The organism is Halorubrum ejinorense, assembly GCF_055389685.1.
In genome coordinates this window covers 3,016,669-3,041,498 of sequence record NZ_AP043777.1, presented here as the reverse complement: position 1 = coordinate 3,041,498, position 24,830 = coordinate 3,016,669, and the positions used below count along the sequence as shown (strand labels likewise).

Annotated in this window: 24 protein-coding genes; 14 read left to right on the top strand and 10 right to left on the bottom strand. The window is 68.7% G+C overall.

The window, feature by feature from the left end:
- Positions 1-9 precede the first annotated feature (9 nt).
- Complete coding sequence (locus tag ACZ5KW_RS16625) at positions 10-315, bottom strand: DUF7853 family protein (RefSeq protein ID WP_343777032.1); 306 nt, start codon at positions 313-315, stop codon at positions 10-12.
- A gap of 226 nt (positions 316-541) precedes the next feature.
- Between ACZ5KW_RS16625 and ACZ5KW_RS16620 the strand changes: the two genes are divergently transcribed.
- From ACZ5KW_RS16620 to ACZ5KW_RS16590, 7 genes are all read left to right on the top strand, one after another.
- The gene (locus tag ACZ5KW_RS16620; protein WP_343777034.1) at positions 542-1,537 is read left to right on the top strand and encodes a PstS family phosphate ABC transporter substrate-binding protein; all 996 of its coding nucleotides are present in this window, start codon (positions 542-544) and stop codon (positions 1,535-1,537) included.
- A gap of 56 nt (positions 1,538-1,593) precedes the next feature.
- Positions 1,594-2,568: a phosphate ABC transporter permease subunit PstC gene (pstC, locus tag ACZ5KW_RS16615; RefSeq protein WP_343777035.1), complete on the top strand. Its 975-nt coding sequence runs from the start codon at positions 1,594-1,596 to the stop codon at positions 2,566-2,568.
- Positions 2,568-4,334: a phosphate ABC transporter permease PstA gene (gene pstA, locus ACZ5KW_RS16610; protein WP_343777036.1), complete on the top strand. Its 1,767-nt coding sequence runs from the start codon at positions 2,568-2,570 to the stop codon at positions 4,332-4,334. Before pstC ends, pstA begins: the two co-directional genes overlap by 1 nt.
- A gap of 1 nt (position 4,335) precedes the next feature.
- Entirely contained in the window at positions 4,336-5,172 is an 837-nt protein-coding gene (gene pstB, locus ACZ5KW_RS16605; protein ID WP_343777037.1) for a phosphate ABC transporter ATP-binding protein PstB, read from the top strand.
- A complete protein-coding gene (locus tag ACZ5KW_RS16600) occupies positions 5,173-5,874 on the top strand; it encodes a phosphate signaling complex PhoU family protein (protein ID WP_343777038.1) in 702 nt (233 codons plus the stop codon).
- A gap of 51 nt (positions 5,875-5,925) precedes the next feature.
- Entirely contained in the window at positions 5,926-6,426 is a 501-nt protein-coding gene (locus tag ACZ5KW_RS16595) for an arsenate-mycothiol transferase ArsC (protein WP_343777039.1), read from the top strand.
- A gap of 132 nt (positions 6,427-6,558) precedes the next feature.
- On the top strand, positions 6,559-7,611 hold the full coding sequence (locus ACZ5KW_RS16590; protein WP_343777040.1) for a sodium:calcium antiporter: 1,053 nt from the start codon (positions 6,559-6,561) through the stop codon (positions 7,609-7,611).
- Positions 7,612-7,658: 47 nt separating this feature from the next.
- Here ACZ5KW_RS16590 and ACZ5KW_RS16585 read toward each other — a convergent pair whose 3' ends face one another.
- Positions 7,659-8,549, bottom strand: a complete 891-nt coding sequence (locus tag ACZ5KW_RS16585; RefSeq protein WP_343777041.1) for a VOC family protein — start codon at positions 8,547-8,549, stop codon at positions 7,659-7,661.
- 114 nt (positions 8,550-8,663) lie between these two features.
- Between ACZ5KW_RS16585 and ACZ5KW_RS16580 the strand changes: the two genes are divergently transcribed.
- From ACZ5KW_RS16580 to ACZ5KW_RS16570, 3 genes are all read left to right on the top strand, one after another.
- Positions 8,664-9,083, top strand: a complete 420-nt coding sequence (locus ACZ5KW_RS16580) for a cobalamin B12-binding domain-containing protein (protein WP_343777042.1) — start codon at positions 8,664-8,666, stop codon at positions 9,081-9,083.
- Positions 9,084-10,202, top strand: coding sequence for a methylmalonyl Co-A mutase-associated GTPase MeaB (meaB, locus tag ACZ5KW_RS16575; protein ID WP_343777044.1), 1,119 nt, complete (start codon positions 9,084-9,086; stop codon positions 10,200-10,202).
- 93 nt (positions 10,203-10,295) lie between these two features.
- A complete protein-coding gene (locus tag ACZ5KW_RS16570; RefSeq protein WP_343777045.1) occupies positions 10,296-11,252 on the top strand; it encodes an alpha/beta fold hydrolase in 957 nt (318 codons plus the stop codon).
- Positions 11,253-11,273: 21 nt separating this feature from the next.
- On the opposite strand, the gene ACZ5KW_RS16565 is transcribed toward ACZ5KW_RS16570, so the two are convergent.
- Positions 11,274-11,792, bottom strand: coding sequence for a DUF4442 domain-containing protein (locus ACZ5KW_RS16565; protein WP_343777047.1), 519 nt, complete (start codon positions 11,790-11,792; stop codon positions 11,274-11,276).
- A gap of 506 nt (positions 11,793-12,298) precedes the next feature.
- On the opposite strand from ACZ5KW_RS16565, the gene ncsA reads away from it, so the two are divergent.
- On the top strand, positions 12,299-13,282 hold the full coding sequence (ncsA, locus tag ACZ5KW_RS16560) for a tRNA 2-thiolation protein NcsA (RefSeq protein WP_343777048.1): 984 nt from the start codon (positions 12,299-12,301) through the stop codon (positions 13,280-13,282).
- Between the two features lie 55 nt (positions 13,283-13,337).
- Here the strand turns inward: ncsA and ftsZ are convergent, their stop codons facing one another.
- The 3 genes from ftsZ to ACZ5KW_RS16545 form a co-directional block, all read right to left on the bottom strand.
- Positions 13,338-14,573: a cell division protein FtsZ gene (gene ftsZ, locus ACZ5KW_RS16555; RefSeq protein ID WP_343777050.1), complete on the bottom strand. Its 1,236-nt coding sequence runs from the start codon at positions 14,571-14,573 to the stop codon at positions 13,338-13,340.
- Positions 14,574-14,577: 4 nt separating this feature from the next.
- Positions 14,578-14,757, bottom strand: coding sequence for a ribbon-helix-helix domain-containing protein (locus ACZ5KW_RS16550; RefSeq protein WP_004595187.1), 180 nt, complete (start codon positions 14,755-14,757; stop codon positions 14,578-14,580).
- 214 nt (positions 14,758-14,971) lie between these two features.
- Entirely contained in the window at positions 14,972-15,571 is a 600-nt protein-coding gene (locus tag ACZ5KW_RS16545) for a double zinc ribbon domain-containing protein (protein WP_343777051.1), read from the bottom strand.
- 158 nt (positions 15,572-15,729) lie between these two features.
- Between ACZ5KW_RS16545 and ACZ5KW_RS16540 the strand changes: the two genes are divergently transcribed.
- From ACZ5KW_RS16540 to ACZ5KW_RS16530, 3 genes are read left to right on the top strand one after another with little or no spacing between them, the layout of a single operon-like run.
- Positions 15,730-16,179 (top strand): DUF7518 family protein, encoded by a 450-nt coding sequence (locus ACZ5KW_RS16540; protein ID WP_343777052.1) that lies wholly within the window; start codon positions 15,730-15,732, stop codon positions 16,177-16,179.
- A gap of 17 nt (positions 16,180-16,196) precedes the next feature.
- Entirely contained in the window at positions 16,197-19,781 is a 3,585-nt protein-coding gene (gene smc, locus ACZ5KW_RS16535; protein ID WP_343777053.1) for a chromosome segregation protein SMC, read from the top strand.
- Entirely contained in the window at positions 19,774-20,769 is a 996-nt protein-coding gene (locus tag ACZ5KW_RS16530; protein ID WP_343777054.1) for a ScpA family protein, read from the top strand. Before smc ends, ACZ5KW_RS16530 begins: the two co-directional genes overlap by 8 nt.
- 363 nt (positions 20,770-21,132) lie before the next feature.
- Here the strand turns inward: ACZ5KW_RS16530 and mtnP are convergent, their stop codons facing one another.
- The 4 genes from mtnP to ACZ5KW_RS16510 form a co-directional block, all read right to left on the bottom strand.
- Positions 21,133-22,011 (bottom strand): S-methyl-5'-thioadenosine phosphorylase, encoded by an 879-nt coding sequence (gene mtnP / locus ACZ5KW_RS16525; RefSeq protein WP_343777056.1) that lies wholly within the window; start codon positions 22,009-22,011, stop codon positions 21,133-21,135.
- Positions 22,012-22,078: 67 nt separating this feature from the next.
- Positions 22,079-23,077, bottom strand: coding sequence for a YeiH family protein (locus tag ACZ5KW_RS16520; protein WP_343777057.1), 999 nt, complete (start codon positions 23,075-23,077; stop codon positions 22,079-22,081).
- Positions 23,074-23,250 (bottom strand): hypothetical protein, encoded by a 177-nt coding sequence (locus tag ACZ5KW_RS16515; protein WP_343777058.1) that lies wholly within the window; start codon positions 23,248-23,250, stop codon positions 23,074-23,076. The genes ACZ5KW_RS16520 and ACZ5KW_RS16515 overlap by 4 nt, the downstream gene beginning before the upstream one ends.
- A 53-nt stretch (positions 23,251-23,303) precedes the next feature.
- A complete protein-coding gene (locus ACZ5KW_RS16510; protein WP_343777059.1) occupies positions 23,304-24,725 on the bottom strand; it encodes an FAD-dependent oxidoreductase in 1,422 nt (473 codons plus the stop codon).
- Between the last annotated feature and the right edge of the window lie 105 nt (positions 24,726-24,830).

The window sequence follows — 24,830 nt, the reverse complement described above, 5'->3', positions numbered from 1 at the left end:
CGCCGAGCGCTACGCGCGTCGCGACGGCGCGTCGGTCGGGTCGGCCGCGTCATCGATGCGCCGCAACAGCGCCCGTCCGGGGGCGCGGTCGCGGACCGGCGCGTCGCCGAGGTAGTCGACGAGGGCGCTCCGAAGCAGGACGAGGGCGTCGCCGCCGAGGGCCTCGCCGCGCTCGATCGACTCGAGCGGGCCGCGGTACGGCTCTGCGTCGTCGGTCGCGTTCCGCGCGGCGTCGAGCAGCGCGGCGTGAGCCACCCACGCCTCCTCCCTGGAGGTCGTCGGCGCCGGCGGCCCGTCGGTCGTGGGAGGGGTCATTCGTCCGGTGTCTCCCGGCACGGATACTTAAAACCACGTTCCAGCTCGTCCCGAAGTGGCTGATTTCGGCCGTGCGAGCGGCTCGCTCCGCCGACCGCCTGATCCCTCTCGTAACTATATACTTCTATATTGAGTATGTACCCGGACATACCCGTACCGGGCCGTACGCGTCTCCCAGTACGCCTCATAGCATACTACTTAACCGGACATCGACCACGAACAGGTGATGGCTTCCAGCCACGACACGGACGCAACGGGGATCACACGTCGTAAATCGCTCGCGGCCCTCGCCGGCGCGGGGGCGCTGGGACTCGCGGGCTGTACGCAGGGCGGGGACGGCGGCGACGGCGGGAGCGACGAGCTCTCCGGCCCGATCAACATCGCGGGTTCGAGCACGGTGTTCCCGCTGATGAGCGCGATCATGGAGGACTTCGCCGAGATGCACCCGGACGTCGACCCCGACATCAGTTCGACCGGCTCCGGCGGCGGCTTCTCGAACTTCTTCTGTACGGGCGACACCGACTTCAACAACGCCAGCCGCCCGATCCAGCCCGAAGAGGAGGAGCTGTGCGCCGAGAACGGCGTCGAGTACGTCGAACTGATCGCGGCGACGGACGCGCTCACGGTCGTCGTCAACCCCGAGGCCGACTTCGTCGACTCGCTCACGACTGACGAGCTCAAACAGATCTGGCAGGCCGACCCCGCCCAGACGTGGGACGAGGTCCGCGACGAGTTCCCGAACGAGGAAATCGAGCGGTTCGGCGCCGCCGACACCTCGGGCACGTACGACTACTTCATCGAGGCGATCCTTGGGGAGGCCGGCCACACCAGCGAGTACCAGGCGACCGAGCAGGACAACACGATCGCGCAGGGCGTCGCCGGCAGCGAGTACGCGATCGGCTACTTCGGCTTCGCGTACTACTTCCAGAACCCCGACCAGCTGAAGGCGCTCGGGATCGACGACGGCGACGGTCCGGTCGAGCCGAGCCTCGAAACGGCCTCCTCGGGCGAGTACACCCCCCTCTCGCGGCCCCTGTTCACGTACCCCTCGATCGAGTCGCTGGGCGAGGAGCACATCGCGGAGTTCGCCCGGTACTTCGTCGAGCAGACGACGAACGAGGACCTCGTCGCCGGCGACGTCGGCTACGTCCCCGCCACCGAGGAGACGCAGGAAGAGCAGATGTCCATCCTCGAAGACGCGATCGAGCAGGCGCAGGGCTGAACCGGCGAGATGAACCGGTGTATTGATTTACGACTGCGTGTGATACCTCACCGTTCGTGACTGACAGCACAGAGAGTCCCGACCTGAGCCGGCAGGGCGGACTCACACGACTGAAGGAGGGGACCTACGGCGGGCTCTTCGCGGCGTGCGCGGTGATCACCCTGCTCACGACCGTCGCGATCTTCGCGACGCTCCTGTCGGACGCAGTGGTGTTCTTCCGAGCGACGCCGATAGCCGAGTTCCTGACCGGTATCAACTGGAGCCCGAACCCGGCAGGCGGCGGACAGGCCTTCGGTCTCGTCCCGCTCCTGATCGGGACGCTCGTCGTGACGATCACGGCGGCGTTCATCTCGATCCCGGTGGGGACGCTCACCGCGATATACCTCAGCGAGTACGCGACCCCGAACGCGCGGTCGATACTGAAACCCTTACTGGAGATCCTCGCCGGCGTGCCGACGGTTGTCTACGGCTACTTCGCGCTGGTGTACGTCACGCCGGCGCTGAAGGCCACCCTGTTCCCGGAGATGAGCACGTTCAACGCGCTCTCCGCGTCGATCATGGTCGGGATCATGACGATCCCGATGGTGTCGTCGATCTCCGAGGACGCGATGAGCGCCGTTCCGGACGAACTCCGGCAGGCCGGCTACGGGCTCGGCGCGACCAAGTTCGAGGTGTCGACCGGGATCGTCGTCCCGGCCTCCATCTCCGGAATCGCCTCCTCGTACATCCTCGCCGTCTCCCGAGCGATCGGCGAGACGATGATCGTCGTCGTCGCGATGGGCGCACAGGCACGGATGCCCGCCATCCGAGAGGCCGCGTTCGGTATCCCGTTCATCAACCCCGCCGACGTGCTCTTGGAGTCCGGGATGACCATCACCGTCGCGATGGTCCAGATCACCGGCGGCGACCTCACCGGCGGCACGCTCCCGTACAACTCGATGTTCGCGCTCGGTCTCACGCTGTTTGCGGTGACTCTCGTAATGAACGTGATCAGTGACATCATCGCGGAGCGGTACCGGGAGGAGTACTGATGGCGACGGAAAACGCCAACGCCGACGGGTTCGGCGAGGTCAGCCGAGTTCGGGGGATCGTCTTCGAGTACCTCTCGCTCGGCGCCAGCGTCTTCGGTCTCGTCGCGCTCGGCGTGCTGCTCGTCTACGTCTCGATCGACGCCTTCGACCTGGCGAACGCGAGCCCCGAGTGGCTGTTAACCTACTTCCTCACGCTCGTCGTTCCGTTCCTCGCGTTCTGTCTGTACAGCGCCAACGATCCGGCGGTCACCCGCCGCGCGCTCGGCGCGCTCGGCGGCGGACTCGTCGCCGTCGCCGCGGTCTTCACCGCGATCGAGACGCTCCTCGTGCCGATCCCGCGGCTCAACTGGCAGCTGGCGTACCTCTTCGTCGTCGCCGCGCCGGTCACCGCGTACCTCACGTACGTCGGGAGCGGCGGTCGGGTCGGCGCGGTCGGGTTCGGCCTCCTCGGCCGCCTCGTCGGCGGCGCCGCGCTCGGTCTCGCGGTCGGCACGCTCTTCTTGGTGTTCGACTCGCTCGTGTGGTTCCTCGCGTACACGTTCGGCGTCGTTCCCGCCGTCGCGCTGTACGCGTTCGGCAGCGTCCGATCGGTTCCTTGGGCGCAGACCGCGGCGATCCCGGCCGGGCTGTTGGGCGTCGTCGCCGCCGTCTTCCTCCGCGGGGTGATCCCGACGTACCCGTCCGACCTCCTCATCTACCTCTGGACGATCGCGATCCCGGTCGCGGCCGCCGGGGCGCTCGTCGTCGCGGACCGCCGCGGTCGCACCGCCGCGGCCGTCGTCGCCGGCGTCCCCCTCGCGCTCGCCACGGCCGGCGGGTTCGCGGCCGCCGGCGCCGGACTCCCGGCGCCGACCGTCCTCCTCGTCGGCGCCCTGACGGGCGTGCCCACGGCGGTGTACGTCTCGCGCGTGGTCGACGCCGGCGAGGGCCTCGTCGGATTCGCGCTCCCGGTCCTCCTCGTCGGCGGCGTCGTCGTCGGGGCACTGCTCGTCGAGGCGTTGGGCGTCCCGGCGCCGGACCCGTGGCTCGACCCGTCGTACCTCACGGAAGCGCCCTCGCGGACGCCGACAGAAGCCGGTCTCTACCCCGCCATCGTCGGCTCCGTCATCATCATCGCGATGGTCGCGGTGCTGTCGTTCGCCCTCGGCGTCGGCACGTCGGTCTTCTTAGAGGAGTACACGCCCGGGAGCGGCCCGTTCGGCACCCTGACGCGGATCATCCAGGTCAACGTCGCGAACCTCGCGGCGGTCCCGTCGGTCGTCTACGGCCTCCTCGGACTGGGACTGTTCGCGAACCTCCTCGGGCTCGGTATCGGAACGGCGGTGACCGCCGCCCTGACGCTCTCGCTGCTCATCCTCCCGATCACGATCATCTCCGCACAGGAGGCGATCCGGTCGGTGCCCGACGACCTCCGGCGCGGGTCCGACGCGATGGGCGCGACGCGCTGGCAGACGACGAAGAACGTGGTCCTGCCCGAGGCGATGCCGGGGATCCTCACCGGGACGATCCTCGCGCTCGGCCGCGCCATCGGCGAGACCGCGCCGCTGATCATGATCGGCGCGGCGACGACCGTGTTCAGAGCGCCGGACAGCCTGTTCAGCCGGTTCAGCGCAATGCCGATGCAGATCTACACGTGGGCCGGCTTCCCGCAGGCCGACTTCCGGTACGGCGTCGTCGCCGCAGGCGTTATCACGCTGCTTATCATTCTCGTCGGCATGAACGGGACGGCCATTCTGCTGCGGAACCGCGCGGAACGGGGGAACTAACATGAGTAACACTACATCCGACGACTCGCTCATCACGACGGAGGTACAGACGGAATCGAACGACGAGAGCGCCTCGCTCGCCGGCGCCGGCACCGCGGTCGCCGCGCGGGACCTGAACGTCTACTACGGCGACGAACAGGCGATAGACGACGTGTCGATGGAGATTCCCGAAAAGCGCGTGACGGCGCTCATCGGCCCCTCGGGCTGTGGGAAATCAACGTTCCTCCGGACGATAAACCGGATGAACGACATGATCGAGATCTGCCGCGTCGAGGGTGAGGTGGAGTTCGGCGGCAAGAACGTCTACGACGCCGACGTCGACCCCGTGGCCCTCCGTCGCAAGATCGGGATGGTGTTCCAGAAGCCGAACCCGTTCCCGAAGTCGATCCGCGACAACGTCGCCTACGGGCTGAAGATACAGGGATACAAGGGAGACGTCGACGCCCGCGTCGAGGAGTCACTGAAGGGCGCCGCCCTCTGGGACGAGGTGAAAGACCAACTCGACTCCTCGGGGCTCGAACTCTCCGGTGGACAACAACAGCGGCTCTGTATCGCTCGCGCCATCGCGCCGGACCCGGAGGTCATCCTGATGGACGAGCCGACCTCGGCGCTCGACCCCGTCGCGGCCTCGAAGATCGAGGACCTCATCGACGACCTCTCCGAGGAGTACACCGTCATCATCGTCACGCACAACATGCAGCAGGCGGCGCGCATCTCCGACCGGACGGCCGTGTTCCTCACGGGCGGCGAGCTGGTCGAGTACGACGACACCGCGAAGATCTTTGAGGACCCCGAAGAACAGCGCGTGGAGGACTACATCACGGGGAAATTCGGATAGATGCCCCGCGAGAACTACCAGAAGCGGCTCGACGAGCTCCGAGACGGCGTGGTCGCGATGGGCGAGACGGTCTGCGACCGGCTCGACGACGCCGTCGAGGCGGCCGTGTCGGGCGACGAGGAGCTCGCCCGCTCGGTGATCGAGAGCGACCACGAGGTCAACGAGACGTACCTGGCGTTAGAAGACGAGTGTACGGAGCTGCTCGCGCTTCAACAGCCCGTTGCCGGCGACCTCCGACTCGTCGCCGCCTCGTTCAAGATCATCACCGACCTCGAACGGGTCGCCGACCTCGCGACGAACCTCGCGGCGTACGGGGGCCCCGAGGGCGGCGTCCACTCCGCGGTCGACGTTCGCGGCCTCGGGGACGGCGCCCGCGAGATGGTCGCCGACGCGGTCGCCGCCTACGCGGCGCGCGACCCCGACGCCTGCCGCGAGATCGCCGCCCGCGACGACGAGTTCGACGACCGCTGTCGCCGGGCGAGCGAGGCGGTCGTCCGCGAGCTGTTAGAGGCCGACCGCGCACGCAACGCGGCGCGAGACGGCCCGGCACCGACGGACGGCGAGGCGCTCGAAGCCTCCCTCGACGAGGTGTCGCAGGCGCTACTCGCGGTGCGCGACCTCGAACGGGTCGCCGACCACGCGGTCAACGTCGCGGCGCGGACGCTGTACATGATCGAGAACGACGACGAGCTGATCTACTGAGCGGAGCGCGGTTCGGCCCGCCGCGGGCGGTTCGCGGCCCCACGATACACAATGACGACACCCACCGACGCGACTGACGCCGGGAACGACCCGGCTGACGCGACCGACGAGACGGACGACGAGCCGGCCGACGAGACGACTATCCTCACGTTCATGTGCGTGCGAAACGCCGGGCGCAGCCAGATGGCGACCGCCTTCGCGGAGCGCGAGCGCGACCGGCGCGGACTCGGCGACCGCGTCGAGATCCGGACTGGCGGCACCGCCCCGGCCGACGAGGTTCACTCCGTCGTCGTCGAGGCGCTCGCGGAGGTCGGCCTCGACGTGAACGACCGGACGCCCCGAGAGATCTCCGACGAGTCGCTCGCCGAGTCGGACTTCGTCGCGACGATGGGCTGTTCGACGCTCGAACTCGACGGCGTCGACACCGACGACTGGGCCCTCGACGACCCCGGCGAGCGGCCGGTCGAGGAAGTCCGTCCGATCCGCGACGAGATCGAGCGGCGCGTGATCGCCGTCTTCGACGAGCGGTTCGGCGAACGCGACGGCGCATAGGACGCTCGGGCCGCCGGCGGGCGTCCCTCCTGTGTTCTCCTCCGACCCGCCGGAACCGAGCCGATCGAGCCGGACCGGCCGCCGTCTCGACGCTCCGGAACCCATAATCGACTCCGGACCCAGTGGCTAGACGTGACTGTACTGCAGGAGCTCATCGGAGCCCAGTCGCTCGTCGTCTGGATCGTGTTGGGGCTGATCGGGTTCCTGCTCACCTGGAAGGGCGCGAACGTCATCGAGTCGACGACCTCGAAGATCAGCGATCACTTCGGGGTCTCGCAGGCGGTCCAGGGCGGACTCATCGTCGCGGCCGCGACGTCGTTCCCCGAACTCGCGATCATCCTCATCTCGGTGCTCGTGCTCGGCGACTTCGGCGTCGGCGCGGGGGCGCTCATCGGGACGGCGGTGTTCAACATCTTAGTCATCCCGGCCGCCGTCTCCATCACGAGCGGCGACACGACGACGACGCAGGGGATCGTCTACCGCGACGCCATATTCTACATGGTCGCCGTTCTCGCCCTCTTCGGCGTGATCGCCTTAGGCGTCCTCGGGACCGACGGGCGGGAGCTCGCGCGGATCACCCCGCAGATGGGCGTCGGTCTGGTGGTGTTGTACGGCGTGTACGTCATCCTCCTCGCCGGCGGGAAAAGCGGCGCGTCGGACCTGAAGCGGGCCGAGTCGACGAACGTCCCCAAACAGGCCGGACTGTTCGCGGTCGGGCTGGTCGTCGTGCTCGTCGGCGTCGAGTCGATGGTCACCATGACGGTGCAGATCGCAGACGCGCTCGACGCGCCGTCGTTCCTCATCTCCGTGACGGTGCTGTCGGCACTGAGCTCCTTCCCCGACCTGCTCGTCGGCGTGAAGATGGGCAAGGCCGGCGACAAGCGGGCGGCGATCGCGAACGTCTTCGGAACGAACACGTTCAACCTCGTCGCGGCGCTGCCGATCGGCGTCATCCTCGCCGGCGGCGTCTCGATCGGCTTCCTCACCTCCGTGCCGCTCCTGTTGTTCCTGTTTTACACCACGCTCGTCGTGGTGGTGATGGCCGCGACGGACTTCGAGATCACCACCGAGGAGGGGTACGTCTTCCTCGCGATGTACGTCGCCTTCCTCGGCTGGATGACGACCGAGGCGCTCGGGGTCACCACGTTCCTGACCGAGTCGACGCTCCGGACGATCGTCGGGTAAGCGGGCCGTGAGACGGTCGGGGCCAGGACCGTGTCCGGGGCGCTCGGCTACTCCGTCCGAACCCGGACCTCGATCCCGTCGGCGTCGGTGACGGCGAGGCCGTCCTCGCGCTCTTCGACCGCGAACTCGACGGCGCCGTCGGCCGCGACCGCGTCGAGTCGCGTCTGGACCGCCTCCAGCGCGGCCGCGTCGGGGACCACGACCTCGAACCACGCGAGTCCCCGCCCCGCGGCCGGCGTCGTCCGACCCCGCCAGGTGTTCGCGCCGAGGTGGTGGTGGTAGCCGCCGGCCGCGACGAACCTGACGTCCGGGCCGGCCGTCCCGACCTTGAAGCCGAGGCCGTCGACGTACACCGCCTCGAACGCCGCAAGCGAGGTCACTTCGAGGTGGACGTGGCCCACGTCGGTGCCGGCCGGAGCGAGGTCGACGAGGGGGGCGGTGCCCGTCCCGTCTCCGTCCGCCGCCGCGGCGACGCCCTCGACGTCGAGCGGGTCGGTCGCCATCCGCGTCGTCCCGTCCTCGTCGACGGGCCACTCCTCGCGGGGGCGATCGCGGTAGATCTCCACCCCGTTGCCCGCCGGATCGTCGAGGTACAGCGCCTCGCTGACGAGGTGATCGGACGCGCCGTCGAGCCGCCACCGCTCCCGGACGCGTCCCAGCGCCTCGCCGAGCGCGGCCCGGGACGGGACTCGGAACGCGACGTGGAAGAGGCCGGCGTCGGTGCGGCGCCGCGCCGGGCGGTCGGGGTCGCGGTCCAACACGAGCAGGGGCGTCTCGTCGACGCCCAGCGTCGCGCGGCCCTCGTCGCGGTCGAGGACCGCGAGGCCGACCACGTCCCGGTAGAACGCGGTCGTCTCGTCGAGGTCGGCGACCCGGAGCGCGGCGCGGCCGATGCGCGTCGCGGCAGGGAGGGAATCGGTTGGTGAGACGTCCGACATACCGCCTCTCAGTGGGGCCCGCGCGTTCAACGCGTCGGTCGCGGAAGCCGAACGCAACGTGAACCTCCCCGATCGTCCGTTAGAATCAAGCGGACGGGTGACCCAGAACGGGACATGAGCGCCGAACAGCAGGAACGGGCCGTCCGGTGTCTGGTCGCGAAGGTCGGACTCGACGGTCACGACCGGGGGGCACACGTCATCGCGCGGGCGTTCCGCGACGCCGGCTTCGAGGTCGTCTACTCCGGCCTCCACAGGGCTCCGGACGACATCGTCCAGGCGGCGGTGCAAGAGGACGTCGACGTGCTTGGCATCTCGATCCTCTCGGGCGCGCACAACACGCTCGTCCCCAAGGTCATCGAGGGGCTCAAAGAGTACGACGCGTTCGAGGACACCCTCATCCTCGTCGGCGGGATCATCCCGGACGAAGACGAGACGGAGCTGAAAGAGCTCGGCGTCGCCGAGGTGTTCGGTCCCGGGACGCCGATGGAGGAGACGATCGAGTTCATCCGGAACAACGTTCCGGAGCGCGCGTAGATGGCCGGGTCGGACGCACCCGCCTTCGCGGACGCGCCGACGCTCTCGGACGCCGACGAGGCGCTCGTCGACGAGCTACTCGACGGGAGCCACCGCGCGCTCGCCCGCGTCATCACGAAGATCGAGAACCGAACGCCGGGGTATCGCGCGATCGTCTCCGCGCTCCACGAGCACACCGGCGGCGCGGACGTTATCGGGATCACGGGGTCGCCGGGCGCCGGGAAGTCGACGCTGGTCGACAAGCTGGCGGCGGCCTACCGCGACCGCGGCGACACCGTCGGCGTGATCGCGGTCGACCCCTCCTCGCCGTACACCGGCGGGGCCGTCCTCGGCGACCGGATCCGGATGGGGTCGAACGTCGGCGACATGGACGTGTTCTTCCGGTCGATGAGCGCGCGCGGCCAGCTCGGCGGGCTCTCGACCGCGACCGCGGACGCCGTGAAGGCGCTCGACGCCTTCGGGAAGGACGCGGTCGTCTTGGAGACGGTCGGCGCCGGACAGAACGAGGTCGACGTGGTCCGCACCGCGGACACGGTGGCGGTCCTCGTCCAGCCGGGATCGGGCGACGACGTACAGACGCTGAAGGCCGGAATCTTGGAGATCGGCGACGTCTTCGTCGTCAACAAGGCGGACATGGACGGGGCCCAGCGCACCGTCGCCGAATTAGAGGAGATGGTCCACCGCCGCGACGGCGGGACGACGCCGCGCGACACCGGCCACCACGGCGCGGCCGCGATGGCCTCTGCCGACCCGGACGAGACGGACGATGCGGAAAGCGCCGAGAGCTCCGAGTCGTGGACGCCCGAGGTGTTAGAGACCATCGCGAACACCGGGGAGGGCGTCGAAGCGCTGATCGAGACGTTCGACGCCCACGCGGCGTATCTGCGTGACTCCGGCGAGATCGCGGCGACCGAACGCCGTCGGTACGCCGAGGAGATCCGCACGCTGGTCCGGGCGGACGTGGGCGCGCTCGCGACGGCCGAGATCGAGCGCCGCGGCGGGATAGACCGGCTCGCGGAGCGCGTTCGCGACCGGGAGACCGACCCGTACGCGGTCGCCGAGGCGATCGTGGGGCCGATCGCCGACTGCGTCGACGAGGCCGGAGACCGCGACGACTGACGCGCCCACTCCCGCCGCGGGTCCGCGGTTTCCGGAGCCCTTCGCGCACCCGCGTCCCACGAGTATAAGTCGCCAGCGAACCAACACGTTTCCATGAAGCTCAGGAACCTCTTCGGCAGCGCCCTCCTCGGGCTCGGCGCGCTCGCGGCGGTCAACACCGGCCTCCGGTACGAGGGCGAACTGGAGTCCCCGCTCGACGGCGACGACGGCGTGTTCCGCTGGCGCGGGATGGACGTCGCGTACACCGAGGCCGGCGACCCGGACGACCCGGACCTCGTCTTGCTCCACGGGATCAACGCCGCCGCCTCATCCGGCGAGTGGCGCGCGGTGTTCGACGACCTCGCTGACGACTACCACGTCGTCGCGCCCGACTTCCCGGGGTACGGCCGCTCCGACCGGCCCCCGCTGCGGTACTCCGCGGCGCTGTACGAGGACTTCGTCCACGACTTCCTCGCGGAGTTCGACGAGCCCGCCGTCGTCGCCTCCTCGCTGTCGGCGGCGTACGCGGCCGCGGCGGCCGACGAGCCCGACGGCACGGAGGGGGGAGTCACCCTGAGCGGCTTCGTCGCCGTCTGTCCGACGGCGGTCGCGGGACCGAGCCCGCCCAAAGACTGGCTCCGCGAACTCCTCCGTGCCCCGCTCGTCGGACAGGCGCTGTTCAACGGGATCACGTCGAAGCCGTCGATCCGCTATTTCAACGCGGACCACGGCTACGACGACCCGTCGAACCCGAGCGCCGAGTGGACCGACTACGAGTGGCGCACGACCCACGTCGAGAACGCCCGGTTCGCCCCCGCCTCGTTCGTCTCCGGGACGCTCAACAGCGACGTCGACCTCGCGGCCGCGTTCCGGGAGCTCGGCGTGCCGCCGACGATCGTCTGGGGCCGCGAGGCGACCGTGAGCCCGCTCACCGACGGCCGCGAACTCGCCGACGCGACCGACGCGCGGCTCGTCGTCTTCGACCGCGCCCGGCTGCTCCCGCACGTCGAACACCCGGAGCGCTTCGTCGAGACGGTCCAGGAGACGCTCGTCGCGGGCGCGACGGCGTAGATTCGTCGACGCCGGGGCGCATCACTCGTCGCGACGCACGTACACCGTCTTCTCGCAGGCCGCGTGGACCGCGCCGTCCTCGTCGACGAGCGAGACGAGGTACTCGCGATCGGTCGATTCGCCCGGCTCGAGCGTCTCGCGGATCGCCTCGGTCTCGGCGGTCGGCACCTCGAACTCGGCGTACAGCGTGTCGCGCCCGGGTTCGATGAACTCCAGTGCGGCCGACTTGTCCCACACCGTGAACGCGTCGCCGAGGACCCGCCGCAGCATCATCATGTACACCGGGTCGATCGCGGCGTAGATGCTGCCGCCGAAGATGGTGCCGACCGCGTTGCGGGTGCGCCAACTCAGCGGCAGTCGAATTCGAATGTATCGCCAGTCGCCCGCGATGTGGTCGACGCGCGCCCCGGTGCCGCGGTACGCGGGGAGGAGGTTGAACCCGTACCGCCAGAGCCGGCTCCGTCGGCTCTCCGCCGTGGGGTCTTCTCGCAGGGGCCGGGGATCCGGGTCGCGGTCGAGCCCGGTCGGGGAATCGCTCACGCCGATCCGCGACGGGCCGGCGACAAACCGGTGTCGGAACCGGCGACAACGCGTTTGGGGTTGTCGATGTCTTACATCGCTTCATCCGATCACAACGGCGCGTGCCTGCGAGGCCGCACCGCGGCCGAGTCGCACGCGCGAGGGAGTCGGTGGTCCGGAGCGTAGCGGAGGACCACCGACGAGGCTGGGGAGGCGTGAGGTGCGGTCGCGGTGCTGTGCGCGGGGCGGGACTCGAAGGGGCGGCCGCGAGGGCGAAGCACACTGACGCAAGGACCGCAACGAGTGAGCGGAGCGAGCGAGTGAGGACCGCAGCGAAGTGCGCGAGTCCTCGCGGCCGGGGCTTCGGAGGTGTTCGACTCTCTGATCGCAGCGGTTAGGTCTGACCGAGTGGCTGGGAATTCGGTGACGTTCATTCCAATCTCGGATCCGGACCACTCCACTACCGCTCTCGCGCCCGCGTCGACGGCCCGAAACGGGTATCCGCGCGCGACCGCAACCCGACATCGATGGAGTGCGACAAGTGCGGGGCCGACGCGATCCACCACGCCGCCTACTCCGGGGCGCACCTCTGTGGCGAACACCTCCGCCAGTCCGTCGAGAAGCGCGTGAAACGCCGGGTTCGCGAGGACGGGCTCCTCGATCCGGACGCGACCCCCGACGACCCCGACCGCTGGGTGATCGGGCTCTCCGGCGGGAAAGACAGCGTCGCCCTGACGCAGATCCTCGACGACGTGTTCGGGAAGGACCCCCGCGTCGAGATGCTCGCCCTGACGATCCACGAGGGGATCGAGGGGTACCGCGACGCGAGCGTCGACGCCTGCGTGGAACTCGCCGACGACCTCTCGATGCGCCACGAACTGGTCTCCTACGAGGAGGAGTTCGACGTGCGCATGGACGACGTCGTCGAGGACGATCCGGAAAACATGGCCGCCTGCGCGTACTGCGGCGTGTTCCGCCGAGACCTCTTGGAGAACTACGCCGCCGAGTTCGACGCGGACAAGCTACTCACCGGCCACAACCTCGACGACGAGGCGCAGACGGCGCTGATGAACTTCCTCGAGGGCGACGTGCGGCAGGTCGCGAAACACTTCGACGCCTCGCTCGGTCCCTTCGACGAGCGCGAAGAGACCGACGCGTTCGTCCCGCGCGCGAAACCCCTCCGCGACGTGCCCGAAAAGGAGATCGCGCTCTACTGTCACGTCCGCGACCTCCCGACGCACATGGCCGAGTGTCCCCACGCTGAGGAGGCGTACCGCGGCGAGATCCAGTCGACGATCCACGCCCTCGAAGAGAACCACCCCGGGGCGCGTCACTCGATCATGGCCGGTTACGAGGAGCTGTCAGCGCTCGCGGCCGACGCGTACCGCGGCGCCGGTGCGGACCCCGACGACGAGACGCCCGGCCTCGGCGAGTGCGAGCGCTGCGGCTCGCAGACGAGCCGGGACGTCTGTCGGAAGTGTCGCCTGCTGGAGTCGATCGAAGCGGTCTAGCTCGTTACCCGCGTCCGCCGAAAAAATCCGTCGGCCGTCGGTCGTCCGGGGGTCGTCAGCGGATGACGTCGAGCCCGTTGTTCTTCTCGACCGGCTCGTTGCCGCCGTCGGACTCCCACGCGCTGCGTTCCGAACCGCCGGAGACCGCCGGTTCGCCTCTGTCGCCCGCGCCGCCCGCGGCGTCGTTCGCTTCGGCCGCCCGCTGGCGCGAGTCGCCGAGGTCGTCACCGTTGACCGCGGCGCGTGACTTGTCCGCCTGCTTCTGTGTCGAGGGGCCGAGCACCTGCGCGCTCTGGACGCCCGTCATGATCGCCATGACGCGCACCTTGCCCTTGTACTCCTCCTGAATGCGGGCGCCCCAGATCACGTTCGCGCTCGCGTCCAGTCGCTCGGTGATGTTGTTCGCGATCCCCTCGGCCTCTTTCAGCGTGAGGTCCGGGCCGCCCGTGATGTGGACGAGCCCGCCGGAGGCACCGCGGTAGTCGACGTCGAGCAGCGGGTGGTTCATCGCGTCGTTGACCACCTCTTGGGTCTTGTTCTTGTCTTGGGTCTCGCCGACGAGCATGACCGCCACGCCGCCCTGGTTCATGATCGTCGACATGTCGGCGTAGTCGAGGTTGATCAGGCTCGGTTGGGTGATCGTCTCCGAGATTCCCTTCACCGTCTCCGCGATGATCTGGTCCATCACGGAGAACGCCTTGCCGATCGGCAGGTTCGGGACGTAATCGAGGAGCCGGTTGTTGTCGAGGACGATGATCGAGTCGGCCTCGTTGCGGAGGTCCTCTAACCCCTCCTCGGCTTTCACCGTGCGGGCGCGCTCGACGTTGAACGGCGTCGAGACCATCCCGACGACGATCGCACCCTGCTCTTTGGCGATCTTCGAGACGACCGGCGCCGCGCCGGTGCCCGTGCCGCCGCCCATCCCGGCGGTGACGAAGACGAGGTCGGCATCGCCCAGTACCTCTTTGATCGTCCCCTGCGCCATCTCCGTGGCGCGCTCGCCCATCTTGGGGTCGCCGCCGGCACCGAGCCCCTGCGTGAGCGACTTGCCCACGAGGATCTTGGTGTCGGCCTCGATCATCTTGAGGTGCTGTTTGTCCGTGTTGATGGCGACGGTGTCGGCGCCGTCGACGCCGATGTTGTACAGCCGGTTGATCGTGTTGTTACCGGCGCCGCCGGCACCGACGATGACGATCCGAGGGTCCCCGAACTCGTCGTCGTCCATGTCGACGTCCATGTCGCGCTTCTCCGCTTCCGCGTTGTCGAGGGCGTCTTGAACGAGATCTTGCATCGATCTACACCTTGGCCCAGTTGCGGTTGCGGCCGCGCTCGTCGCGCTCGCCGTCCTGTTCGTTCAGCATGTCGCGGACGGCCGACCGGATCGCCTCGCTCCGGTTCGGGAACTCGCCCGTCTCCACCATCTGTTCGACCTCGTCGATCTGCTGTTTCGGAATTCGTAGTGTCACACGCTCCATTGGTATTCCCCCGGTAAGACGGCGAACACGCGACGCGTGTGTCTTACAGCGGTGAGCCGCCCGAATGCGGGGTTTCCCCCGCACCGGACGCCCGCTGTAAGACGACCGTCTTACGCAACTGAAGTCATCGAGCCTACCAATATAAAACTACCGGTGGTTGTAAGACAATCGGTGAAAACGCGCGTTCTGTGGCGTTTTGAGCCCTCTGAAGCGGTTATCGATCGTTCAACACGTCCGCAGCCGGGGTCCGGCGACCACAGCCGGGGCAGAACGCCCAGTCGGTCCGGAGCTCGTCGCCGCACTCGCAGAACGCCCTGTGGGACTGCTTTTCGCCGCAATTCGGGCAGTAAACGTGGTCTGCGGGCACCACATCGCCGCATCCGCTACAGGCGCTTTCCCCGGTCCGCGCGCCCTCCGTCTTACGCGGCGTCGGCTCCGCGTCGCTCGCCGTCTCACGCGTCACACGCACGTCGTCGTCCGGATAGTCCGACTCGGCGCTCGGGGCGTCGAGTGTGACGTTTACGTTGATGTCGCCGGCGGATCCGGACGTATGCGACGGCGTCGCCGCCCCGGTTGCGGGACCGAGCCGCTCGTCGAGCGCGGCGTCGAGCCGGTCGGCGATCAGTTCGTCGACGCGGTCCGCGAGAGCGTCGTCGACGCTGCCGTCCGTCCCGTCCGACGCGTCCGACGCGTCGGCGGCGTCCCCGCCGAGGTACGTCCGGAGCGCCTCTCGCATCACCTCGCTCTTCGAGGCGTCACACGCTTCCAGCCGGTCGACGAGGTCGTCGTCCGCCCGGAAGGTGATCTTACTCATACCAAGGGGGTACCGCCGGTCGGTACAAGTATCTTCCCCCGTCGTCTGACACGTTTCACGACGCCGAAACGTTCGGCCGCCGGCCCCCGATCGTGGTGCTTGATCACACGTGTGTCTGACGCAGATTTATACGCGTCGCGCGAGCACACGTGTGTATAATGAGTAACCGCGTCGAGGACCTCGAACGGCAGGTCGCGGAGCTACAGGCGGCGGTCAACGGGCTCACCGAAGAGCTCGTCGAGATGAAAGAGCGCGTCAGACAGCTCGAAGACGAACGCTCGGTGGGCGTCGAGACGGGTTCGACGGCCGGCTCGGCGGAAGCGACCGACTCGCCGGAGGCGACGCCGAACGCCGCCTCCGACGAGTCCGACGCGCAGTCCGCGACGGCGTCCGACGGCGAGCGGACGACCCACTCGGACGATCACGTCGACGTGTTCGAGTCCGTCGAGGGGTCGTCCGACGGTGACGAGGCAACGGCCGAGGCCGACGGAGACGACGTCATCGTGCCCGAGCAGTCGGCGACGACGCCGGACGCGGAGGCGTCGACCGACGAGGCCGACGAGGACGAGAGCGAGTCGAGCGAGGGCGACGACATCATCGTCGCGTAAGCGGTCGCCTCGACCACATGCACATCACTGAAGTCGTTCTGGACGGGTTCAAGAGCTTCGGGCGGACGACGAGGATACCCTTTTACGAGGACTTCACCGTCGTCACGGGGCCGAACGGCTCAGGGAAGTCGAACATCATCGACGGCGTGCTGTTCGCGCTCGGTCTCGCCCGCACCCGGGGCATCCGCGCCCAGAAGCTCACCGACCTCATCTACAACCCCGGCCACGACGGCGACGAGGCGGGCGACGGGCCGACGGAGGCCTCGGTCACCGTGGTCCTCTCCAACGAGGACGGCACCCTCGACCGGTCGCAGGTCGTCTCCGCCGCGGGCACCGAGAACGTCGGCGACGTCTCCGAGATCACGATCAAACGTCGGGTGAAAGAGACCGAGGACAACTACTACTCGTACTACTACCTCAACGGCCGGTCCGTGAACCTCTCGGACGTTCGGGACCTGCTCGCGGCCGCCGGCGTGACGCCGGAGGGGTACAACGTGGTGATGCAAGGTGACGTCACCGAGATCATCAACATGACCCCGTACCAGCGGCGGGGGATCATCGACGAGATCGCGGGCGTCGCCGAGTTCGACGAGAAGAAGGAGGCCGCCTACGAGGAGCTCGACACGGTCGAAGACCGGATCGGCGAGGCGGACCTCCGGATCGGCGAGAAGCAGGACCGGCTCGACCAGCTCGCGGACGAGCGCGAGACCGCCCTCGAGTACCAGGAGCTCCGCGACGAATTAGAGGAGTACCGCGGGTTCCGCAAGGCCTCGGAGCTGGAGGAGAAACGCGAGGCGCTCGCGACCGTCGAGGGAGACATCGACGACGCGGAGGCGAACCTCGATGACCTCCGCACCGAACTCGACGCCAGACAGGGGAAGCTCACCCGGCTGGAGGAGGATCTGGCGGACCTCAACCACGAGATCGAGACGAAAGGCGAGGACGAACAGATCGCGATCCGCTCGGAGATCGAAGAGATCAAAGGGGAGGTCTCGCGGCTCGAAGACAAGATCGAGACGGCCGAGTCGCGCGCCGAATCGGCCGAGAACGACCGGCGGCAGGCGTTCGTCCAGATCGACCGAAAGGAGGAGACGATCGACGACCTCGACGCCGAGATCCGCGAGACGAAAGTCGAGAAGGCGTCGGTGAAATCGGAGCTGGCGACGAAGCGGTCCGAACTCGCCGACGTGGAGGCGGAAATCGAGGGCGCGGACACCGAGTTCGACGAGCTGAAAGCTGATCTCGCGGAGAAGAAGGAAGCGATCGAGTCGCTCCGCGAGGAGAAAAACGAGACCCAACGCGAGAAGGACCGCCTGCTCGACGAGGCCCGCCGCCGCTCGAACGCGGTGAGCGAGGCCCGCGAGGAGCTGGAAGAGGCCCGCGGGTCGCTCCCGGAACACAAAGCGCGGATCTCCGAGCTGAAGAGCGAACTCGACAAAGCCGAGAAGAACGAGGCGACGATCGAGGACGCGGTCGCCGACCTGTTCGCCGAGAAGGCCGAGAAGGACGAGCGGTTGGCGGAGATCGAATCGACCCTCCGCGAGAAGCAGAACGAGTACGCCAAGCTGGAGGCGGCGGCCGACCAGCGGGGCGACGCCTCGTGGCCCCGGGCGGTCACCGAGGTGAAGAACGGCGGCATCGACGGCGTCCACGGCGCCGTCGGCGAGCTGGCTTCGGTCGAGGCCCAGTACGCCGAGGCCTGCGAGACCGCCGCGGGCGGGCGGCTGGCGAACGTCGTCGTCGACGACGACGGCGTCGGCTCGACCTGTATCGACTACCTGAAACAGCGGAACGCGGGGCGCGCGACGTTCCTCCCGATCACGAAGATGGACGACCGGAGCCTGCCGCGGAAGCCGTCGGTGCCGGGCGTCGTCGGCTTCGCGCGCGACCTCGTCGACTACGACGCCGAGTACGAGTCGATCTTCTCGTACGTCCTCGGGTCGACGCTGGTCGTCGAAGACATGGCGACCGCCCGGGACCTGATGGGCGACTACCGGATGGTCACCCTCGACGGCGACCTCGTCGAGAAGTCCGGCGCGATGACCGGCGGCTCCGGCGGCGGCTCCCGCTACTCGTTCACGAAGTCCGGCGGCGGGAAGCTCGAACGCCTCGCGACGGAGATCTCCGAGCTCGAAGACGAGCGCCAGTCGGTCCAAGCCGAGATCGACGCGCTCGACGACGACATCGAGGACGCGCGCGACCGCAAGGCGGACGCGGCCGAGCGCGTCCGGTCGCTGGAGACTGACGTCGAGCGCGCCGAAGACGAACTGGCCGAGGCCGAAGCCCGCATCGAGGAGCTGGAGACGGAACTCGAAGAGCTGGAGGCGGAACGCGAGTCCGTCGACGCGGAGATGACCGCGCTCGACGAGGAGCTGGCGGAGATCGACGCGGATATCGACGAGCTCGACGCGGAGATCGGTGAGATCGAAGCCGAACTCGCCGACTCGAAGATCCCGGAGCTCTCGGAGCAGGCCGACGAGATCCGCGCCGAGATCGACGACCTCGAAGGCCGGATGAGCTCGCTCGACGGCCGGATCAACGAACTGGAGCTAGAGAAGGGGTACGCGGAGGACGCGCTCGAAGAGCTCCACGACGACGTCGAGGAGGCCCAGAACGCGAAGGCGGAGGCGGAGGAGGCGATCGCCGACCACGAGGCCGAGATCGACGAGAAGCAGGTCGAACTCGACGAGAAGAAGGAGGCGATCGCCGACCTCGAGGAGGAGCTCACCGAGCTCAAAGCCGAACGCGAGGAGCTCCGCGAGGAGATCCGGGAGGCGACCCGGAAACGCGACGAACAGCGGTCGCTCGTCTCGGAGGCGGAGTCGGACCTCTCCGATCTCACCGACCGGCGCGACCGGCTCGACTGGGAGATCGACGAGTTAGAGTCGCAGGTCGGCGACTACGACGCCGACGAGATCCCCGACCTCGACGAGGTGGAGTCGCGGATCGAAGAGCTCGAAGCAGAGATGGAGGCGTTAGAGCCCGTGAACATGCTCGCGATCGACGAGTACGAGGAAGTCGAGGAGGCGCTCGACGAACTCCAAGAGCGCCGGGACGTGCTCGTCGAGGAGCGCGACGCCATCCAGGAGCGCATCGAGGGGTACGAGGCCGAGAAGAAGGCGACGTTCATGGAGACGTTCGAGTCGATCAACGACCACTTCCGAGACATCTTCGCCCGCCTCTCCGCGGGCTCCGGTGACCTCGTCTTGGAGAACCCCGAAGACCCCTTCGAGGAGGGGCTGACGATGAAGGCCCAGCCAGCCGACAAGCCGGTCCAGCGGCTCGACGCGATGAGCGGCGGGGAGAAGTCGCTCACCGCCCTCTCGTTTATATTCGCGATCCAGCGCCACAACCCCGCGCCGTTCTACGCGCTCGACGAGATCGACGCGTTCCTCGACGCGGTCAACGCCGAGCGCGTCGGCGAGATGATCGAGGAGCTGGCCGAGGACGCGCAGTTCGTCGTCGTCGGCCACCGCTCTGCGCTGTTGGAGCGGTCCGACCGCGCGATTGGCGTCACGATGCAGGGCGACAACCTCTCTGCCGTCACCGGGATGCAATTCGGTGACGACGCGGACGAAGATGGGGTGAGCGCCGATGACTGAGGACGACGCCTCGGGGTCGGGATCCGGCGGCGCCGTCCCCGACCTCGACCTGACGAGCGAGCGCGACGGGGCGGACCCGTTCGCCGACGAGTCTCCGGCAGACGGCCGCTCCGACTCGTCTGACGACGGTTCCGACTCGTCCGACGGATCCGTCTCGGCCGTGGCCGACGTGTCGCCGCCCGACGCGACCGACGACGACGAGGTCGAGCCGGTCGAACTCCTCGTCCAACTCGCCGAGGAGGGCGAGATCGAGCCGTGGGACATCGACATCGTCCAGGTGACGGACGCGTTCTTAGCGAAGCTCGACGAGACGGACCTCCGGACGACCGGGCGGGCGCTGTTTTACGCCAGCGTCTTACTCCGGATGAAAAGCGACGGGATGCTGGCGGACGACGACGAGGACGACGAGCCGGAGCCGGAGCCGTGGGAGGTCGCGATGGAGGGCGGCGCGCCCGACCCCGCCGACGGCGACTTCGACCCCGTCGACGAACTCGAGGCGGAGATGGACCGCCGGCTCGACCGCAAGAACACCCGCGGGTCGCCGGAGACGCTCGACGAGCTGGTCCGCGAGCTCCGCGAGGCCGAGCGCGGCTCGTGGTGGAAAGACTCCCGCGAGTACGACACCTCGGAGTCGCCGAGCGGGCACGCCCGCGGCACGCAGACGCTCGATTACCACGCCGGCGACGAGTTCCGGCAGGACGGCGAGCCGACCGCGGGCGAGGCGACCGACCGCACCCACGACGAGGACATCGAGGAGGTGATAGTGGAGATCGACAACGCCCTCCGGAGCCACTTCGAGCGCGGGCGCACGGAGGTGCTGTTCGCGGAGATCGAGACGGCGGGCGGCCGCCCGTTCATGACGTACCTCGCGCTGCTTTTCATGGCCCACCGCGGCTCGGTCCGGCTCCAGCAGGACGATCTGTTCGGCGATCTCTGGGTGAAAGACCCGTCGGCGATGACCGCGGAGTCGGAAGCGATCGCGGACTAGTACGTTTCCGAGAGTGTAGTCTGTCGGTTATAAACTGCGACTGCTGTCGTGAACATCCCTAAAGCCCCGGCCACTCGGCCACACGTGGTAGATCACAGATCCACGGTGACCTCTTCCAAAGCCCCAGTCGCGAGGACTCGGGGGCCTTGCTGTGCTCCTCGCTCACTCCGTTCGCTGCGGTGCTTGCTGCGACCGCCTTCGCCCTCGCGACTGCCCCTTTGAGTCCCGCCCGACAGCGACCGCACCGCGGCCTCACACCTCCCCACCCTCGCCGCTCACGCCCTGCGGGCGTTCGCGGCGTCCCTCGCGCGTGCGGTTCGCGGCCTACCGGCCGCTCACCGGCACGCGCCACCGCGAATCTAGCTATAAATAATCGCCCAGCAGCGGCTCGACGCGTTCCTTCGTCTCCGCCGGAATCGCCTCGGTCGGCGTGTTGACGGTGCCCTCCAGCGACGTGTGCGCGTCGCACTCGAGGTCCTCCGGGAGCGTCCGCACGGCCGCCTCGACGGCGGCTTTGATCGCCTTTTGATTCTGCTCCGCGTTTTCGAGCACCTCTTCGAGCGTCACCTCGCTGTCCTCCTTCCAGACGTCGTAGTCGGTGACGCCGGCGATCGTCGCGTACGCGATCTCGGCTTCGCGGGCCAGTTTCGCCTCCGGGATCGCGGTCATGCCGACGAGGTCCCAGCCCTGGCTCTTGTAGAACTCCGACTCGGCGCGCGTCGAGTACTGCGGGCCCTCGATACAGACGTAGGTGCCGCCCTTCACGACCTTCGTGCCGTCGTCGCCCTCGCCGCCCACGGCCGACTCCGCGGCCTCGGTGAGGTGGTCGACCAGCTCCGGGCTGTACGGGTCCGCGAACGGCTGGTGGACGACGACCCCGTCGCCGTAGAAGGAGAGGTCGCGGCCCTTCGTCCGGTCGTAGATCTGGTCGGGGACGACGAGCGTGCCGGGTTCGAGCTCCTCTCTGAGGCTCCCGACCGCGTTCGACGCGAAGATGTGAGTGACGCCCGCCTTCTTCAAGGCGTACATGTTGGCGCGGTACGGCAGGTCCGTCGGCGAGACGCCGTGGTCCGAGCCGTGCCGCGGGAGGAACGCCACCTCTCGCCCCGTGTCGCCGAACTCGCCGATCGTCACCGCGTCGCTCGGCGCCCCGTACGGGGTGTCGAACTCGACCTCCCGCACGTCGTTCAGGGGGAGCGCCTCGTAGATGCCGCTGCCGCCGATGAATCCGATAGTTCCCATACGCCGACTGCGCCCGCTCGCTACTTATAAGAACTGAACGCGGTCGGCGCGGCCGGTCTGGCGCGTCTCACAGCAGCCACCGCACCGCCGCGAGCGCGACCGCGCTCACCACGAGGAGGTGGACCAACACCGCGCCGACCGGCGCGGCGCCCACCGCGCGCATGTCGTCGACCCGGATCGAGAGCCCGAGGCCGACGAACGCCAACGCGAACAGCGCGTCCGACACGCGACCGATCGACGAAAGCGCCGCCGGCGAGAGCAGCCCGCTGTTCGCCACCGCCGCCACGGCGAGGAAGCCGAGCAGGAACTTCGGGAACTCCGCCCACAGCCGCCGAACGCCCGGGTCCGCCGCCGAGCGCGCCGTGTACGCCACCGAGTACGCGACCGCGACGCCGCCGAGCAGCGCGTTGCGCGCGAGCTTCGTCACGGTGGCCCACTGGCCCGCCTCCGGCGAGTAGGCGAACCCCGCGGCCGCGACCGGGCCGGTCGAGAACATGCTCACGCCCGCCCAGACGCCGAACTGCCGGCTCGACAGACCGAGCCACTCGCCCGCCAGCGGGAACGCGACCAGTGTCACGGCGTCGAAGAGCAGCACGGTCGCGGCCGCGAAGGTGATCGCGGCGCCGCGCGCGTCCAGTACCCGCCCGATCGCGACGACCGCGGAGACGCCGCAGACGCTCGCGCCGGCGGCCAAGAGCGACGAGGTCGGCGAGCCGATCCGGAACAGGCCGCGCGCGACGGCCTCGCCGAGCAGGAGCCCGCCGCCGACGACCGCCACCACGAGCGCGAGGACGGTCGGTCCCGCGGCGAGGAACTCCTCGACCGCGACCGCCGCGCCGAGCAGCACGATCCCGGTCTCCAAGAACAGCTTGTCGACGCCGACGCCCGGCTCCGCGGCCGCTGGCGTCCCGACGGTGTTCCCGACGCCGACGCCGATCGCGACCGCGACGACGAGCGGCTGGAGGCCGGGAACCGCGTCCGCGACGAGGGTCGCGGCGACCGCGCCGGCGGCCAGCAGCGCGAGGCCGGGAAGGTACGCCCGGACCGCCTCGGCGATCCCCGTCACAGCGCCTGTCCCGCGAGGTGTGCGGCGACGATCCCGAGCCCTAAGGCGAGCGCCTGCCAGCCGCGGTCGAGCGCGGTCCAGCGGTCGACGATCCCGGTGTCGCCCGCCGACTCGGGACGCGAGTCGGTCGCCGTCTCGTCGGCGTCGGACGCTCCGTCGCCGTTCGATGCCATTGGCGCGGTTCCGTCCGGACGCTACTTACCCGTGTCGCTCGCTTTCGGTCCGATCAGTCGTCGGCGGCGGCGACCTCTCCGTCCGTCTCGTCGGTCTCGGCCGAGCCGGTCTCGTCGTCACCGCCGTTCGCTCCCTCCTCGTCGAGACGCGGGAAGTTCTCGATGGTCGCCTCGCGGAAGGCCGCCTCGTCGAACTCGTGATCCTCGCCGACGAACTCCAGCACCGTCTCCACGTCCGTCATCGCGTTCTTCAGCGCGGTCGACGCCCCCGGCGAGGGCGTGATGTTGAACAGGATTCCGTCGCCGGTGATCTTCGCTTCGCCCATGTCGAGCTCCCTGTTCTCGGTGTCGACGATCTGCGGCCGCACGCCGCCGTACCCCTTGGCGCGGTCGATGTCGTCGAGGTCGACGCTCGGCACGACCTTCCGGACGTTCGGGAGGAAGGCGCGCTTCCCCACCGCCGGGAGGTCGTACACGAGGTTGCGCACGACGTACGGGAAGAGAATCTTGTCCGAGAGGATGTTGACGTAGCTCAGCACGGAGTCGGGGTTGAAGCCGAACACGTCGACGAAGTCGCTCACCGTCGAGAGGTGGCCGCGTTCGAGCGCGGGCACGAGCTTCGCGGTCGGACCGAACCGGGTGACCCCGTCGTCGTGAACGTCCGCGTCGCCGTGGACCGCCGCGAACGGGAGCTTCTTCATCTGGAGCGTGTACACCTTCCCGTTCAGCAGGTCGTCGGCGAGGAAGAAGCTGCCCGCGACCGGTAACAGCGACATCCCCTCGCCGTACCCCATCTCCTTGGCGAACTGGAGGCTGTGCGAGCCGGCCGCGACGACGACCGCCTCGGCGTCGAACGCGCCGTCGTCGGTCTCGACGGCGAACCCGTCGCCCCGGTCGTCGACCTCGGTCACCGTCGTCCCGAGGTGGACGGAGACGCCCGCCTCCTCGCGGGCGGCCTCGACGAACGACTCCGCGACCGCGCCGTAGTCGACCACGTAGCCGTCGGGCGTCTGGAGCGCCTTCAGCTCGGTGCCGGCGTCGCGGCCCTCGACGACCTTCGGCTCCAACTCCGCGATCTCCTCCCGGCCGATCTCGCGGAGCTTCGGGAACAGGTCGCCGAACCCCTCGTCGCGGTAGCGCTCCTCCAACGCCGCGACCTCCTCGTCGCCGACGCCGAGGACCATCTTGCTCCGCTTGCTGTGCATCTCCCGGTCGGGGTCCGCGCCCTCGAGGTAGCCGGCGAGCAGCTCGGCGCCCTCCTTGACCTCCTCGGCCTTTTCGAGGGTGTAGTTCGTCTCGATGTCGCCGAAGTGGAGCGTCTGGGAGTTGTTCGTCCGATGGGAGTTGATCGCGGCGATCTCCCGTTCCTTCTCGATCAGGGTGACGTCGTCGACGTCGGTGAACTTCGCGACCGTGTACAGGAGCGACGCCCCGCTTATCCCTCCGCCGATGATTACGAGATCCGTGTCAGACATGCGTACTGGTGTGTCACCCGGCGAGACGGCTTCCCGCATTAACCCTCTTGTCATCCGTGCGCGTGATCTCCGGGTAGAAACCCTACGAACGTCGATTAGCACGCA

Coding starts and splice junctions, on each gene's coding strand:
- ACZ5KW_RS16625 (WP_343777032.1), bottom strand. CDS start 315: ATGACCCCTCCCACGACCGACGGGCCGCCGGCGCCGACGACCTCCAGG.
- ACZ5KW_RS16620 (WP_343777034.1), top strand. CDS start 542: ATGGCTTCCAGCCACGACACGGACGCAACGGGGATCACACGTCGTAAA.
- pstA (WP_343777036.1), top strand. CDS start 2,568: ATGGCGACGGAAAACGCCAACGCCGACGGGTTCGGCGAGGTCAGCCGA.
- pstB (WP_343777037.1), top strand. CDS start 4,336: ATGAGTAACACTACATCCGACGACTCGCTCATCACGACGGAGGTACAG.
- ACZ5KW_RS16600 (WP_343777038.1), top strand. CDS start 5,173: ATGCCCCGCGAGAACTACCAGAAGCGGCTCGACGAGCTCCGAGACGGC.
- ACZ5KW_RS16595 (WP_343777039.1), top strand. CDS start 5,926: ATGACGACACCCACCGACGCGACTGACGCCGGGAACGACCCGGCTGAC.
- ACZ5KW_RS16585 (WP_343777041.1), bottom strand. CDS start 8,549: ATGTCGGACGTCTCACCAACCGATTCCCTCCCTGCCGCGACGCGCATC.
- ACZ5KW_RS16580 (WP_343777042.1), top strand. CDS start 8,664: ATGAGCGCCGAACAGCAGGAACGGGCCGTCCGGTGTCTGGTCGCGAAG.
- meaB (WP_343777044.1), top strand. CDS start 9,084: ATGGCCGGGTCGGACGCACCCGCCTTCGCGGACGCGCCGACGCTCTCG.
- ACZ5KW_RS16570 (WP_343777045.1), top strand. CDS start 10,296: ATGAAGCTCAGGAACCTCTTCGGCAGCGCCCTCCTCGGGCTCGGCGCG.
- ncsA (WP_343777048.1), top strand. CDS start 12,299: ATGGAGTGCGACAAGTGCGGGGCCGACGCGATCCACCACGCCGCCTAC.
- ftsZ (WP_343777050.1), bottom strand. CDS start 14,573: ATGCAAGATCTCGTTCAAGACGCCCTCGACAACGCGGAAGCGGAGAAG.
- ACZ5KW_RS16550 (WP_004595187.1), bottom strand. CDS start 14,757: ATGGAGCGTGTGACACTACGAATTCCGAAACAGCAGATCGACGAGGTC.
- ACZ5KW_RS16545 (WP_343777051.1), bottom strand. CDS start 15,571: ATGAGTAAGATCACCTTCCGGGCGGACGACGACCTCGTCGACCGGCTG.
- ACZ5KW_RS16540 (WP_343777052.1), top strand. CDS start 15,730: ATGAGTAACCGCGTCGAGGACCTCGAACGGCAGGTCGCGGAGCTACAG.
- smc (WP_343777053.1), top strand. CDS start 16,197: ATGCACATCACTGAAGTCGTTCTGGACGGGTTCAAGAGCTTCGGGCGG.
- ACZ5KW_RS16530 (WP_343777054.1), top strand. CDS start 19,774: ATGACTGAGGACGACGCCTCGGGGTCGGGATCCGGCGGCGCCGTCCCC.
- mtnP (WP_343777056.1), bottom strand. CDS start 22,011: ATGGGAACTATCGGATTCATCGGCGGCAGCGGCATCTACGAGGCGCTC.
- ACZ5KW_RS16515 (WP_343777058.1), bottom strand. CDS start 23,250: ATGGCATCGAACGGCGACGGAGCGTCCGACGCCGACGAGACGGCGACC.
- ACZ5KW_RS16510 (WP_343777059.1), bottom strand. CDS start 24,725: ATGTCTGACACGGATCTCGTAATCATCGGCGGAGGGATAAGCGGGGCG.